Origin of the sequence: Candidatus Fokinia cryptica, from assembly GCF_034359305.1 — a bacterium.
Taxonomy (GTDB): domain Bacteria; phylum Pseudomonadota; class Alphaproteobacteria; order Rickettsiales; family Midichloriaceae; genus Fokinia; species Fokinia crypta.
Window position 1 is genome coordinate 316,083 of sequence record NZ_CP110343.1, and the last position, 15,841, is coordinate 331,923.

Annotated in this window: 11 protein-coding genes; 4 read left to right on the forward strand and 7 right to left on the reverse strand. The window is 33.4% G+C overall.

What is annotated here, in order from left to right; genetic code table 11:
* Positions 1-2 precede the first annotated feature (2 nt).
* From leuS to lipB, 6 genes are all read right to left on the reverse strand, one after another.
* Entirely contained in the window at positions 3-2,561 is a 2,559-nt protein-coding gene (leuS, locus tag Fokcrypt_RS01500) for a leucine--tRNA ligase (protein WP_323722440.1), read from the reverse strand.
* Between the two features lie 107 nt (positions 2,562-2,668).
* Positions 2,669-4,084: a dihydrolipoyl dehydrogenase gene (gene lpdA, locus Fokcrypt_RS01505; RefSeq protein WP_323722441.1), complete on the reverse strand. Its 1,416-nt coding sequence runs from the start codon at positions 4,082-4,084 to the stop codon at positions 2,669-2,671.
* Between the two features lie 16 nt (positions 4,085-4,100).
* Positions 4,101-4,400, reverse strand: coding sequence for an NADH dehydrogenase ubiquinone Fe-S protein 4 (locus Fokcrypt_RS01510; protein WP_323722442.1), 300 nt, complete (start codon positions 4,398-4,400; stop codon positions 4,101-4,103).
* Positions 4,390-5,001 (reverse strand): LolA family protein, encoded by a 612-nt coding sequence (locus tag Fokcrypt_RS01515; protein ID WP_323722443.1) that lies wholly within the window; start codon positions 4,999-5,001, stop codon positions 4,390-4,392. Before Fokcrypt_RS01515 ends, Fokcrypt_RS01510 begins: the two co-directional genes overlap by 11 nt.
* A gap of 55 nt (positions 5,002-5,056) precedes the next feature.
* The gene (locus Fokcrypt_RS01520; RefSeq protein ID WP_323722444.1) at positions 5,057-5,746 is read right to left on the reverse strand and encodes a dioxygenase family protein; all 690 of its coding nucleotides are present in this window, start codon (positions 5,744-5,746) and stop codon (positions 5,057-5,059) included.
* A gap of 31 nt (positions 5,747-5,777) precedes the next feature.
* Positions 5,778-6,455: a lipoyl(octanoyl) transferase LipB gene (gene lipB / locus Fokcrypt_RS01525; RefSeq protein WP_323722445.1), complete on the reverse strand. Its 678-nt coding sequence runs from the start codon at positions 6,453-6,455 to the stop codon at positions 5,778-5,780.
* A gap of 152 nt (positions 6,456-6,607) precedes the next feature.
* Between lipB and atpA the strand changes: the two genes are divergently transcribed.
* Positions 6,608-8,161 (forward strand): F0F1 ATP synthase subunit alpha, encoded by a 1,554-nt coding sequence (gene atpA, locus Fokcrypt_RS01530; RefSeq protein ID WP_410519735.1) that lies wholly within the window; start codon positions 6,608-6,610, stop codon positions 8,159-8,161.
* Between the two features lie 17 nt (positions 8,162-8,178).
* On the forward strand, positions 8,179-11,301 hold the full coding sequence (locus Fokcrypt_RS01535; protein WP_323722447.1) for an efflux RND transporter permease subunit: 3,123 nt from the start codon (positions 8,179-8,181) through the stop codon (positions 11,299-11,301).
* Positions 11,302-12,195: 894 nt separating this feature from the next.
* On the opposite strand, the gene Fokcrypt_RS01540 is transcribed toward Fokcrypt_RS01535, so the two are convergent.
* Positions 12,196-13,665 carry an Npt1/Npt2 family nucleotide transporter gene (locus tag Fokcrypt_RS01540; protein ID WP_323722448.1) on the reverse strand — a complete coding sequence of 490 codons (1,470 nt, stop codon included), beginning with the start codon at positions 13,663-13,665 and terminating at the stop codon, positions 12,196-12,198.
* Between the two features lie 126 nt (positions 13,666-13,791).
* Here Fokcrypt_RS01540 and Fokcrypt_RS01545 point away from each other — a divergent pair, with 126 nt between their 5' ends.
* Both Fokcrypt_RS01545 and glyA read left to right on the forward strand, forming a co-directional pair.
* Positions 13,792-14,439: a hypothetical protein gene (locus tag Fokcrypt_RS01545; RefSeq protein WP_323722449.1), complete on the forward strand. Its 648-nt coding sequence runs from the start codon at positions 13,792-13,794 to the stop codon at positions 14,437-14,439.
* Between the two features lie 122 nt (positions 14,440-14,561).
* Positions 14,562-15,839, forward strand: a complete 1,278-nt coding sequence (glyA, locus tag Fokcrypt_RS01550; RefSeq protein WP_323722450.1) for a serine hydroxymethyltransferase — start codon at positions 14,562-14,564, stop codon at positions 15,837-15,839.
* Positions 15,840-15,841 lie beyond the last annotated feature (2 nt).

Sequence of the window (15,841 nt, forward strand, 5' to 3'; positions counted from 1 at the left end):
TGCTAGTTTTTTGTTATAAAGTTTAAAATTTTATTTTGTATGAAAATCACTTTTTGTATTTCTCCTTTTATATATTTTGAAACGATATGAGAGAGTTTAGCTTGTTGTTCAACTTCTTCTTGAGAGCAGTTTAACTGTACTTCCAAAATATTTCTTGTTTTCCCATTTATTTGTACAGCTATTTTCACTGTTTCACTTTGAGAGTATTGTATATCATATGTAGGCCATTTCATCTTCGAAAGAGTAAGTTTTGAGTCGGTAATTTTACTCAATATTTGATTACACTCTTCAGTAATATGAGGGGCGATTGGATTAAGTAATCTAACTATCATCCATAAAGCAATCGCTTTTAGCTCAAGTGATTTTACTTCGGTAGTCAATACGGTGTTAGATAGTTCTCGTATGAAAGCAATCGCTTTATGAAAAGAGTGTTTTTCATAACTTTCTGTAACAAGACGTATTGTTGTATGGATACATCGAAGCACATTAGAATCATTAGTAAAAGCATATATTTTTATATACTGCATATGTGAATCTTCACTGAGTGTATACTTTATATTTTGAGTAGTGATACTTACAATTTCGCGATATATTTTATTAAGGTACTTACAGATTCCATCTATACCTACATCTGACCATTCTATATCCTTGTCAGGTGGAGAGTCAGATAGCATAAACATTCTCACTGCATCGGCTCCGAATTGTTCAATAGCATCATTAGCATCAATTCCATTTAACTTTGATTTACTCATTTTTTCTATGCCAACGAGATGCACTTCTCGTCCATTTCTAGAGTCTATATAACGCAGATATTCTGTTTCATTTATTTTTTTCACATATTTAACATCTACCCATTTCTTTTCTTCATTTTTGTATGCGGCATGGCATACCATGCCTTGATTCAACAGTGCTGTAAATGGTTCTTGGAACTTTATATAGCCTAATTGATGTAATGCTTTTGTGAAAAATCTGGAGTATATTAAATGCATTACGGCATGTTCTGCTCCACCTACATACTGATCTACAGGTAGCCAGTGATTAAGTTGGTTTGTATATGTTGCATTATTTTTCCATTCTTTGAGTGGTGTATCTGGAAGTATGAATTTTAAAAAATACCATGAAGACTCTACAAATGTGTCTAATGTATCGGTTTCTCTTGTAGCTTCGGATCCGCAAATATGGCATTTCACATTTAGCCATTCTGATTTACATAAATTCCTGTCTTCTGGAAGTGATATCGGTAATGATTTTTCATCAGCCGCTATCGTTCCACACTTTGAGCAATATATTACTGGTATTGGACATCCCCAATATCTTTGTCGTGAAATACTCCAATCTCTAAGTCTGAAATTGACCGCACGATTTCCTATTTTATTACTTTCGAGATATTTGATAATTCTATTTCTAGCATCTTTAATTGAGAGTCCTGTAAGAAAATCTGAATTGATCATCATTTCATCTTGTATTACAGATATAACGGGAAAACTGTGTGCTTTTGCGACTTCAAAATCTCTCTCATCGTGGGCTGGGCAACCGAAAACAGCATTTGTCCCGTATCCATCTACAATATAATTTACGATAATTAAAGGTATTTCTGTATTACAGATAGGGTGTAGAAAACGAAGATTAGTAATGATACTATGTTTTTCTTTAGTTGCACTCTCTGCTTCCATAGTGCTAGATTTTTTCCATTCTTCCAGAATTGCGTGAATACGATTATCATTTTGCGCAAGTTTTTTTGCTACTGAATGAGTAGAACTAATAGCGATAAATGTGCATCCAAAAATTGTTTCAGGTCTTGTTGTGAAAACAGTTATGTCATTCAGATCGTGGTGGATGGCAGTACTATCTGAAATGCGAAATATCATTTCAGCTCCTTCTGATTTTCCAATCCATTTTTCTTGCATCGATTTAATCCTGAGTGGCCATTTTTCAAGAGATAAAAGATCTTGTAGTAGGTGTTCTGCAAAATTTGTAATCTTGAAAAACCACTGTGTAAGCATTTTTTTTTCAACTACAGCTCCTGAACGCCAACCTTTGCCATCTATTACTTGTTCGTTTGCGAGTACTGTTTTATCGATTGGATCCCAGTTCACTTCACTTTCTTTTTGATATAGAAGACCATGTTTAAGCATCTCTATAAAGAGGTGTTGTTGATCTGCACAATAACTTGAAGAGCATGTCATAATTTCTCTATCCCAATCATAAGAAAATCCACACTTTTCTAATTGCTCTTTCATTGTTTTTATATTTCCTAATGTCCATTCTTTAGGATGTACATTATGTTCTATTGCTGCATTTTCGGCGGGCAATCCAAATGCATCCCATCCTACTGGATGTAAAACGTTATACCCTAAAGCGTGTTTAAAGCGTGCTATTGCATCAGATATCGAATAATTTCGTATATGTCCCACATGCAACTTCCCAGAAGGATATGGAAACATCGAAAGTACGTAGTATTTTTTCTCATTTGCCTCGGAATTTGATATTGAAAAAGTTTTATTTTCTTTCCAATATCTCTGCCATTTATCAGCAATTTTAGAATGGTTATATCGTGACATATTACTTATAAAACGTCGTACATGACGTATGTACACTATAATAACAATAACTTATTACTGTGCAATAATTCTTGTAGAATTTGGATATATTCAGTACATGACTATTCTTATAACGATATTGATTCGCTTTTAAATGTCCTCATTACATCCTCTATTATTTCATTCATACATGGATAAGAATGTATGAGTAATGACATGTCGTTAATGTCAATACCATTCTGTATTGCTAATATTATCTCTCCAATTAGTTCTCCAGCATTATACCCTACTATTGTAGCTCCAAGTATTTTTAAATCCTCCCCTATAAGTATTTTAATAAAACCTTCATCTGAACATGAAAGAATTGCTCTATGATTATTTTTGAAGTGAGCTTTTACTGCTTTATAATTTAGATTATGCTTTTTCAGTTCCTTCTCAGATAATCCAACAGATGCAATTTCTGGTTGAGTATAAACTACAGAAGGTATTGCGTTATATGTTATTTTGTAATTCAAATTATACATTTTATTTACTACAAACCTACCTTCCGCTGCTGCTTTATGAGCAAGCATTATACCACAAACTACATCTCCTATAGCATATATATTCTTTATACTGGTTTGCATATTGTTATCGACAACTATTGCTCCTCTTTCGTCGACTTGTATTTGTACATTTTGTAATTCAAGACCATCGGTGTTTGGGATTCTTCCTACTGCTACTAGTAATATATCGACATCAGTTATCTGCCCATGATTATTTGAGGAGATATAATTAATAGTTAAAAAATTCTCATTAGTGACACTACTAACTGTTTTTTGTTTGTTGATTTCTGTAATTGAAGCGTTGGAAAAAATCTTTATCTTTTTAATATTTTTGAACTGTTCTTGTGCAACTAAAGCAACATCATCGTCCATGTTATTGAGTATATGATTGCCATGCTCAAGTATAATAATTTCAGTTCCTATTCTACCAAATGCGATTGCAATTTCAGCTCCTATTGCACCACCACCTAATACTACTATTTTTTTTGGTACAGTTTTAATATTGAGAATTTCTTTTGATGACATAATAGATTTTCCATCCATTTTAATATTATGCATCTCTCTACTTTTTGAACCTGTAGCGATTATGATATTCTCCGCTACTACTTTTTTTCCGTTAGTGACTAATATGGTATTCTTATCAATAAAAGAGCCTAAACCTGTGATTTTATCTATTCCGTATTTCTGGAAGGAGTATTCGATTTTTTCAGAAATGCTTTGTGTGATGTTATTTTTATGGTGGCACATATCATGCATCGAAAATGTAACATCGTTATATTGTACTCCATTGTGAATATTTGAGTGTGTGCTTCGGTAGTAGTCATGAGTGACATTTAAAAATACCTTAGAAGGTATGCAACCATGATTTACATACGTACCTCCGATACGTTCTTCGGCGTTTATGCATACTACTTTTTTACCTAGTTTAGCGGCTTCAATACTTGCTGAATAGCCTCCTACTCCTCCTCCAAGAACTGCTAAATCATATTTAATGTGCATGGATAAAAATTAAAAGTTATTTATAATTATTTATATATTGATAATAAATTCTCTTACTTTTGCATGAGATATTTAACTCTAAAATAGAATATTTATAATTATTTTTTATAGCAAACTGTATAGCTCTTTCTTTGCTACTAAATCTTATCTGTACTTGGCAATAAGGATTAATGCACATAGTCCACCCAGTAGCTATATTTATCCCCAAGTAGTTATCTGGTTTGACGTTGAAATACATTATCCAACCTAATACTTTCCCTCTTTGTGGCGTAAGTTTTACTTCTTGAGATATTATAACGCTTGAATTACTCATCATTTGCACCATAAAAAGTAGGATCTTTGAAATGAAAATCTGACTTATTGACGCCGTGATTCAGTTTGGCATTGCTTAAAGTAAGGAGAGAATGAATTTTACCAAATCTGTAAACTATAATACGCCTGATAGAGAGTACGGTATTTTCTACAATATTCTGAAATTCTACTTTAATCTCGGTATTCTCATAATCTTCAACTTCTTTTCCCATAATAATACCACTCATCCACAAGGATGTAATATCGCCATCTATATCACACCTTTTCACATGTAATTGTTTTTGTAGGTTTACAATATTATTACCTATGATTTTTAGTAAAGCAGTATTACGTATTGGTACGTAACTTGCTTCTTTCAATTCAAAATCATAATGTAACATCACGTTCGCATCCTGTGATAACAGTAGTATCTTTTTGGGGCTATGATACTCCATTTTTATACTTGCAGGTCTGAGCCATGTAATATAACCCTTGCTTATGCTATTGCTAATGTGTTCTACAAAATCTGCTTTAATGCTATTTGTAGCGTTTATAGATCGCACCACAAACTGTATATCTGAAGTAGAACAATCTCTTCCGAAACACGTATCGGAATGCAAGAGCACAAAACCTAATAACAGAATGCGAGAAATATGCAAAATGCTCGAAAACATACACGGTTTAGTAACGATTATATCTATTTTCAATCGGGAAAACTATATCAAATCTATAGATTGCAGTGCTACCTTCTAACTTGTTTAGTAGCGATGCAGGTATTTCATCTATATTTAATGGATTGGTAAGTAAATTCCTAGTATTGAGCGTGCCGAGTTCCTTACTGTTAATACTCATATCAATGTGTGGAGTCTTGTGGATTATTGCTGGCATTATAGTGAAGAAAACGTACATTCCTTTTTCGTCCGTGATGGAAGTGCCACTACCGGTAAAAAATCTATCACACTCCTTGAACATACTAGTATATTCAGCATCTGGCTCTTCCCTCGCTAAAGGTGCTTTAACGCTTTCGCAATATTTTTGTGATTTACCATATGAATCTACTTGCCATATTTCTACAACTGCGTTCCGCACAGGATGACAATGATTATCCAATACGTGTCCTATAAGTGCTATTTTCACTCCAGCTGCTTCTGTTTCAATATTTTGATAATGCCTTAAATTATTAGACTTATATATGTTTTCAGGTTTTTCTTTTAGAATTTCCTTATTATCTTGTGTACGTTGGCAATTTTTCACAATATTTAGTAATAATTCAACTGAATTGCTTTTTGCATTATCTTTGATATCTGAAGCTAAACTGATACTTGGCATCAGTAGTATCATAGCAACTATACATAATGTTCTTATTTTCATATTTAGCTTTGATTATACTAACAATTTCAGATCATATGCTAAAAAAAAACGTGTTCAAGTGCTTTTTGAAAAGCATCTCAATATACAGACCAAGAGTTATACTTTCTTCATCCAAAAAATCCATCACACATGCTGTGCGTCCTCCAAATATTCCACATGCTGGAATTTGTTCGAGATAATTTCGACAATCTGAAATATTAATGGAAATACCATGATGTGAAATCATGTTCGAAAATCGTAACCCTATTGAAGCAATTTTCGCTTCTTCATTTCTAGCATTTTTCACCCATATTCCTCTAGCATCGTTCTTTTGAAATGCTGCGATGTCAAGCTCTTTTAAAGTGAAGATAACAGTACATTCTAATTTATTGATAAAATCTCTTATATCGATGTGTTTGTATAAATTAGGGAGAAAAAAAATTGGATAAAAAATTTTCTGCTGGGGCCCATGATAAGTTATTTTTCCACCACGATCAGTTGAATATAAAGGTAAAATTTCATCCTTTATCTTGATATGCTCTATTTTTTTGCCAGGAGGGTACCGACTGAATGTGGTATAGCATGCTTCGTGTTGAAGTATAAGTAATAAATGAGAGTTGTGCTTTTTGACGTAGTTACTCGATTGTTTCATAAGAAATATTACTTCTTCATAAGGAAGGCTATAATCTGTAGTGATTACCTCTATCTTGGTAGATAATAACTTGCTCATGGAGAGTTTATTAATCATACTATATGTTTATAGTACTACTTAACTATGTAAAATTACGATTCAAGAGTTTTACCTAAATTTCTCACATATTGTATTCAAAGAATTAGTTATGTATGCTCACCGCGATGTATATCTTTTAGAGGAAAGCAATGTTGGATCTAAAACACATTATCCAAGCTAAAATTAACCAGCTCATTCATGAAAATCCGGAGTGTATTCGCGAGTATGGTATTGTGGTAAAGGCTTTCGATGGAATTGCGATAGTATACGGGTTGCTAGATGTAGGGATGTCAGAGCATGTGACATTTCAGGATGGAGGTTCTGGTATAGTATTGTCATTAGAGGATGATGTTGTAGGTATTGCTATGATAGACGTCCTAACTGTACGGGAGGGAGCGAAGGTGTATAGAACGAAGCAAGTGTTACAAGTTCCGGTAGGTATGGAATTATTAGGAAGGATAGTGGATCCACTTGGTAATATTTTAGATGGTTTAGAACCATTGCCGGAAAATATAAAGCGGAGCAATATCGAGCAAAATGCACCGGATATCATGTCTAGAAAGTCTGTTAATGAGCCGTTACAGACAGGTATACAGGTAATAGATGGGCTAATCCCTATAGGAAGAGGACAAAGAGAACTCATAATAGGTGATAAGCAAACAGGAAAGACTACTATCGCAATAGATGCAATAATAAGGCAAGCACAGATTAATAATGAGATTAAAAATAAAGCAGATAGAGTCTATTGTGTTTATGTTGCAATAGGGCAGAAACGATCATCTATTGCTAAAATAGCTCAATTGCTTAAAAAGCATGATGCAATGAATTATACTGTAATTGTTGCTGCTTCAGCTTCTGAAAGTCCTACACTAAAATTTCTTGCTCCGTATTCTGGTTCTTCAATAGGAGAATTCTTCCGTGATAATAAAATGCATGCATTAGTGGTGTACGATGATCTTAGTAAGCATGCGGTAGCTTATAGAGAATTATCTTTACTTCTCAAAAAACCTTCTGGTAGAGAAGCATATCCAGGTGATGTATTTTATATACATTCAAGATTACTCGAAAGAGCCGCAAAGCTTTCAGATCAAAAAGGTGGAGGCTCTCTTACTGCTCTTCCTATTATTGAAACTCAAGGTGGAGATGTTTCTGCTTATGTACCTACAAACGTTATATCGATTACTGACGGACAGATTTTTCTCGAGAGTGAGCTCTTTTATAATGGTGTTAGACCTGCTGTAAATGTTGGATTATCAGTGAGTAGAGTAGGCTCTGCTGCACAGCTTGATGTAATAAAAAAACTTACAGGTATAGTACGTTTAGAACTTGCTCAATACAGAGAAATAGAGTCTTTTTCTCAATTTTCTATGGAATTAGATAAAGCAACAATGGCTTTACTTGAGAGAGGGAAGCGTACCGTAGAGATGTTGAAGCAGGATCAGCATCAATTATACGGTACCGAAGAGCAGGCGATACTAATGTTTAGTATTGTGAAAAATCATTGTGACGATATTCCAGTTCAGTATATTATGCTCTTTAAGTCAAAATTGATCGAATATATAAGAGAGAATTTTAGCTCGATTTCGACAGAGTTCAATACTAATTCGTATAAGTTTACTCCTACCTTAGAGAAGTTCATTTCTGACTTGTTAATAGAATTTAAAAGATCATTCTCGGATATACTGCGTAGTGCAAGAGAAGTTTAATTGTTTATACCTTTTTTATGTTGGATTTTTTTACGCAGCATAAGAGAACAACAATAGTGCTGTTACTCTTTTCTATTTTTATAGGTTATTTATCGTATCTTAAAATACCAAAGGAAAATAATCCAGATGTTAAGATACCAGTTATATATATGCTTGTGATGCAACAAGGTATATCTCCAGAGGATTCGGAACAACTTATAGTAAAACCTCTAGAAACAGCATTGCGTGGTATTTCAGGTATTAAACATATCACTTCTCACGCATATGAAGGAAGTGCTTCAATTATATTAGAATTTAATAGTAATATTGATCAAGATAAGGCTCTTGAGGATGTGAGGAATAAGGTGGACGATACGAAAAATCAACTTCCAAAAGATGCTGATACTCCAGTCATACAGCAAGTAGATCTTAGTTTATTTCCGGTATTGAATGTAATTTTATCAGGTGATCTCGATCAAAGAACTCTAATTTCTATAGGAAGGGAGATGAAAAACCAAATTAAAATGATCCCTGAAGTGTTAGAGGTAGATCTGAGTGGTGATAGAGAGCCTTTAGTTGAAATATTAGTTAATCCGAGCAAATTGGCTCTATATAATTTAAATCCTTCAGTAGTTGCTGATTTTATCAGCAAAAATAATATGCTTATTACTGCTGGAAAGATAGATAATGCTGGAGGTGCATATCAGATTAAAATTAAAAATCTGATCGAATCATACCAAGAACTTTTAGATTTTCCGATTGCAAATTATAATGGTGCAGTGCTGAAAATTAGAGATATTGGAGATGTAAAATATTCATTCAAAGATAGTACTACAATAGCTAGAATAAACGGAGAGCAAGTAATTGCATTAGCAGTTTCAAAAAGAAATGGGGCTAACATAATAAATACTTTGGAAAAGATAAAAAATCTCGTTGAATCTAGAAAGCAATATCTACCAAAAAATCTTCATATTACTTATTCAAACGATGAAGCAAATGAGATAAAAGAAACTCTTTCTGACTTAGAAAATGGTATACTACTCGCTGGTCTGTTGGTGTTGCTGATAGTATTTTCTACTATGGGAATTGGTTCCTCTTTATTAGTGGCGTTTTCTCTTCCTGCTTCGTTTTTTGCCACCATACTGATTTTGTATGTATGTGGATACACATTAAACATAATAGTTTTATTTAGTTTAATCTTGTCAATAGGAATGGTAGTAGATGATGCTATTGTTGTTAGTGAATATGCAGATAGAAAAATTACTGAAGGTGAGGAGCCATCAAAAGCTTTTCTTAGTGCTGCAAAGAGAATGTTATGGCCGATTATAACGTCAACTTTAGTAAAGGTAATAGTATTTTTGCCTCTTCTTTTTTGGCCCGGTATGGTAGGTAACTTCATGAAGTATATGCCAATTACAGTAACTATGATATTGACTTGTTCACTGCTATTTGCGTTATTCTTTCAACCATCTGTAGGCGCAATTCTTATAAAGAAACCTCGTACTATAGATAGTAGGAAAGTTGATGAAATATATGCTTCTGAAAATGGAGATCTTTCTGAGCTACAGGGAGTGTATAAAGTCTACTACAATATACTTATAAAACTCACCTCTAGACCGAAAAAATCAATCCTCTTATTGTTTTGTGGGATAATATGCATATATGTAGTTTTTGGCTTTTTTAGCAAAGGATTTGAATTTTTCCCTGATATAGAGCCTAAGAATTCTCTATTAGTAATACGTTCTTCAGGTAATTTATCTATGAAACAAAGAGATACAATAACTAGAGAGGTGGAGTCTCAAATTATGGATTTTAAGGAAATTAAGCACTTTTATACGAAAATAATTGCAGATGCACGCTCTCAAAGCCTTAAAGATGATACTATTGCCACTATAGATATGGAGTATGTAGACTGGAAAATAAGGAGAAAAGCGAAAGATATTCAAGAAGATATAAAAAAAGCAGTAAAAAATGTAGAAGGTATAAAGTTTGAAATTCTTTCTGGTGATTCTGGCCCAAAATCAGGAAAGCCGGTATGGTTTAGTGTTAGAGGAGATGATTGGAGTAGTATAAAGCGAGTTACAGAGCACGTAGTGATGCTAATGAAAAAAGATGACAATTTCATAAATGTTGAAACTTCGGAGCCTTCTGAGGGATTAGAGTATAGGATAAACGTAAATAGAATATTAGCTGCTAAATATAATATTACTGCTGCAAATGTAGGACAGATTGTTCAAATGGCTACTGGAGGATTGCTAGTATCCAAGTATATTACTAAAGATTACGATAATGAAATTGATATTGTAGTGAGATTTCCAGAAGAGTATAGGAACATAGATTGGATTAAAAATGTTAGAATCCCTTACGGGAAGGGGAGTGTACCTTTAGAATGTTTAGCTGAAACTAAAGCTACTAGAAAACGTTCTGAGATACTGCATGTAGACTGTGCAAGAGCGATTACAATTCAAAGTGATGTGAAAGATGGTGTAGTTCCAGAAAAACAGATCGAACTGATTCAACGTTGGTTTTCTGAATTAGAAGAGCAAAAAGTGTCGATGATTGTGCACGGAGATCTTGAAAGTCAAAAAGAAAGTGGAAATTTTCTTGGAAATGCATTCCTATCAGCAATTGTCATGATGTTTATAGTTATGCTTACGCAATTTAATAGTTTTTATAACGCGCTTGTCGTTATGAGTTCTGTTGTGCTTTCTACTGGTGGTGTGCTTTTGGGGCTTATGCTATCAAATCAAGCTTTTGGTGTTGTAATGTGTGGTATAGGTATTATTGCACTTTCTGGAATAGTATTAAATAACAATATAATATTAATTGATACTTATCAGTATTTGCGTAAATTAGGACATACTGTAGAAGATGCTGCTATTAGAGCAGCTGTGCAGAGATTTAGACCAATCACCTTAACAGCTTCTACTGCAATACTTGGTTTATTACCTCTAGTTCTGGGGTTGACTATTAATCTCATAGATAGAGAGATATTGTATGATGCTCCTTCTAGTCAGTGGTGGAAGCAGTTATCTGCTTCGATTGCTGGAGGGCTTACATTTGCTACTATCCTTACATTATTTTTTACACCATGCATGATTCTCTTAGGGAAAAGATTTGAAAAAGAAGAGACGGTAGTAGTAAAGGAGGGATTGGAATAATATATAAGTTAAATAATGATATGCACCATCTATAATTTGAATATTTTGTGTGGTTTAGGATTTTTCTTAAAATTTTAAATTAAGCATTTTAAATATTGTTTTTCATATATAAAAAAGATCTTCTAAAATAGCTGCAATATTTCTTCTTAAGATTGACAATTACTTACGTAATAAGAGAAATCACAAAACAAAATTTCTTGTTTTTTAGTATGTCGCTAACGTTTAGTGAGCTATTAATGTTCGTTTAATGGTATTTCAGTTACTTTTTCTAGTATCTTGTTTTGTTTAAAAGTATAGAGTTATTGTAAAATTGTAGAAAGACTTTACTTTAGGTGCGAAAATGTTCCTATGCGAGTACAGTAGGAGAGCATTTGTAAATAAGCATTTCGGATTAATAATGAAGTTTTTATGCTGATAATATAGTTTATGGTTTATGGGAGATAATATGAAGAGCCGCATTTATACTATCAAGTCTGAAACTTGCTATGGAACTTTCTTCTTTTCTCAATTAGTAGAATGCTATACTTGAGTCTACTTCAGGTACGAAAATGTTCCTATGCGAGTACAGTAGGAGAGCATTTGTAAATAAGCATTTCGGATCAATAATGAAGTTTTATAAAGTATGCTGATAATATAGTTTATGGTTTATGGGAGAGATATGAAGAGCCGCATTTATACTATCAAGTCTGAAACTTGCTATGCCTTTTTTCTTTTCTCAATCAGTAGAATGCTATACTTGAGTCTACTTCAGGTACGAAAATGTTCCTATGCGAGTACAGAGGAGAGCATTTGTAAATAAAATTCAGATTAAATGATTTTTTTAAACAAAAGGGACGATTTTACCACTCACAACTTAGGTGTAGCAAATTTTATATGCTACACCTATTTGGCTATTCAAGCTTCTCCAGTTTCATTAATTTTCTGAGCTCTTCTTTCCTCAAATTTTTCAGACATAGGGAATATAGCAATAATCCAAGGTATACATATCAATATTGATGTCCACAACAATGCATCTTGTATATCAACTATACTAGGTGCAACAGAAGGACTATATACTACTACGTACAACCAGAGTAGAAATTGCTGCCATAATCCACCAAACCCTTTTCCTGTTCTGCCACCCAATACACTTACTACAGCTTTTCCTCTGGTACGTAACTCTTCACCTAATACTGTATATACTCTTTCTAAAGATGAATCAAAAAGCGGATATTTAGCACCTTTTCCTACGACGTTCTGTATAGCTCCACATATAGCTATTACTTGTATTGCTTTAATTCCAATATATGTAGCAACCCACGTCTCAACACTACTAGAAAACTTAATACATCCAAAAAACAGTATAGCAGTGCCAAGTATGATAGCAGGTGTCATAAGTGCTATAGTACGCCACTTCATTTTTTTACCAATATAAGAACCAAATAACCCAAACAATATTGCAGAACCTGCTGTCCACATTTGCACTCTAGAATTGAATAGGAAGTAAGCAGTTTTACCAGCAAATGCCATAGATGCATACTTTTTGTACACTCCCTCTATGGTATTAAAAGCAATTCCATATGCCAGAACAAAAAGTACTAAAAATCCTATTTCCGGACTTTTCATGATGAAAGAAATGCTATCTCTAAAGCTCATCTTAACTTTTTCTCCTTTAAATCCTTTTGTTAGGTTAATCGTTGCACTTCCTACTACACCTTTAAGTCTTTCGATACAGAATGCTAAAACGGCGGTAGACGCAACACATCCTATTCCAACATTTGCAAGGACAACGTCCCAGCTTTTCATGATTTTTTCTCCATTTTCTCCAATTGAAGCTGATACAAGAGAAGAGAATTCTCCCGAAGCGAACAATCCAACTTGTGCCGCAATACCTAATTTAGGATATAATCCAGAAGCTTCATCAGTTCCTGTAATTTGGTTTGCTATCTGCCAAAATAGTAGTGATAGCATGAATGTGCCGTACAGTTCAGCTGTGAGATAGTAAAATGATACAACCCAATAACGAACAACACCTATCGGGTAATAGAGAGATGGAAATCTTTGCTGATATTCTGCTAAATCGTCAAGAAAGTAGTCCGTATACGTATCGTTTATCATAAACCCGTATACCATTATGATAGCTCCAAAGATGAAGTTGAAAAGGTGATATGTGTGAACTCTATTAAGTTTTTTAGATATCTGCATGTAGAACACCATCGCAAATGCTGCAACAGGCAGTACTACAAAAGATTTTATAGCACTCAAGAATTCTGGCGCTATATCTACAACAAACGAGTCTTTTATACTTCTTAATATGCTATACTGAAAGACAGTAAAAACTATCATTATAGTAAGCAATATATTTTTCTCTAAAGATTTTCTCATTTTTTATATTAATTAACACTAATACTCAGATTAATATACGTATATAGTTCCTTAAAAAGCAACTAGAATATCGAGAAAATCTATTATATTCTGTGAAGAGGTAGGTGAATTAATGTTTTTAAGATAGTGAATAAAAATCCGGATGCATTAGACGATATTCTCGCAGAAGAAGTCTCTGAAAAGTGGAATAGAAGAGTTAAATTCGCAGGCATAATAATTTCGTTAGGATTTATATGTACTGCGGTATTTATTGGTGTAAAGCAGTTTTATGATTATAAAAGGGTAAAAGATACTAAGGACGATGCTGCACTTTTTACAAGAATACTATACGAAAATCCATCTACAGGTAATTTAGAGCAAGAAGATATGCAATACAAAACTAATGCATATATTGGATTATACGAAAATTATAAATTAGGTTTGATATTAAGAAATTATGAACCTGCAAAAGCAATTGTGAAGTGTCAGAAGATTGCTGATCTAGGTATCGATGATGGAATTACAGAATATAATAAATTCCTTGGATATTCATTACGATTGAGGAGCGGTATTGCAAAAGATAACGATCCTTTAATTATGAATGATGTTTCAGTGTATCATATACTTCAAAATGTGATAAAGATGTCTTTATACACTTCTCATAATGAAGGGAAAAAAGCCCTTGCTATTTCTTCAGAGTTAACCAATTCCTTTCATCTGAATGAGGAACTACATGCTATTATAAATGAAGTTGTGAACTATATAATCATCGAAAATCGTACGGATAAAGAGTAAATGTTCGATAAAGTGAGTTTCAAAGAGTATTTGAATATTGCTTCGATGATGGAGTTGATTTAACGTGTGGCTAGTGTAGTCGGTTCAGCTGATTTTTTGGATGACATTTTAAAAAAGAAGAAATGAATAGTATAAAAGATACTGATTATGAAGTTTATAAAATCATACTAAAAGAGTTACATAGGCAACAAAATTCCATTGAATTGATTGCTTCAGAAAATTTTGTAAGTAGTGCAGTGATGGAAGCATGTGGCTCGGTACTAACTAATAAATATGCCGAGGGATATCCTAAAAAAAGATATTATGATGGATGCGAGTATGTAGATGAAGTAGAAGCTCTTGCAATTAATAGGGTGAAATTGCTCTTTAATTGTAGTTTTGCTAATGTTCAACCACATTCTGGTACTCAAGCTAATCAAGCGGTTTTCAGTGCTTTATTAAAGCCATATGATAAAATTATGAGTTTGTCTTTGGATTGTGGTGGCCATCTTACGCACGGTAGTAGCGTTAGCATGTCTGGAAAGTGGTTTAATGCTGTACACTATAAGCTAAATCCAGAAACACACGTATTAGATTACGATCATATATATGATATGGCTCAAAATGAAAAGCCAAAGCTCATAATTGCAGGTTATTCAGCTTATCCCAGAGTTATAGATTTCAAGAAATTTCGAGAAATAGCAGATTCTATTGGAGCTTATTTTATGGCTGATATAGCACATTATGCAGGTTTAATAGCGGCAGAATTATATCCTACTCCATTTCCTTATGCACATGTAGTTACAGCAACTACACATAAAACATTGAGAGGTCCAAGAGGTGGGGTGATATTATGGAATGATGACACTTTAAGTAAGCTAATAAATAATGCGGTTTTTCCCGGAATTCAGGGAGGACCTTTAATGCATATAATTGCCGCTAAGGCAGTTGCATTTAAAGAAGCAATGTCACCTAATTTTAGGGAATATGCTAAGAATGTGATAAATAATGCAAAAGCTATGGCTACATGTTTTTCAGATATAGGAATTAATACCGTAACTGGCGGAACTGATTCTCATATAATATTAATCGATCTCAGAAAACATGGAGTAGATGGAATTACTTTATCTAGAGCACTGAATAGTATAGGTATTACATGTAATAAAAATAGTGTACCATTCGATGAGCTAAAACCCGCTTATACGTCCGGTGTTAGGATAGGAACTCCTGCTATTACTACAAGAGGTATAACTACCGATGTATGTTATGAAATTGCGTCTCATATAGCAGATTGTATTAATGTATTGAGAGATATAAATGACATGGGTGATTTTACGGAAACTGCTTGTGCGAAAAATATTGGTGAACAAGTAAAGCTTATATGCGAAAAATATCCACTATATAGAGATCTTGTTGTGTAGAA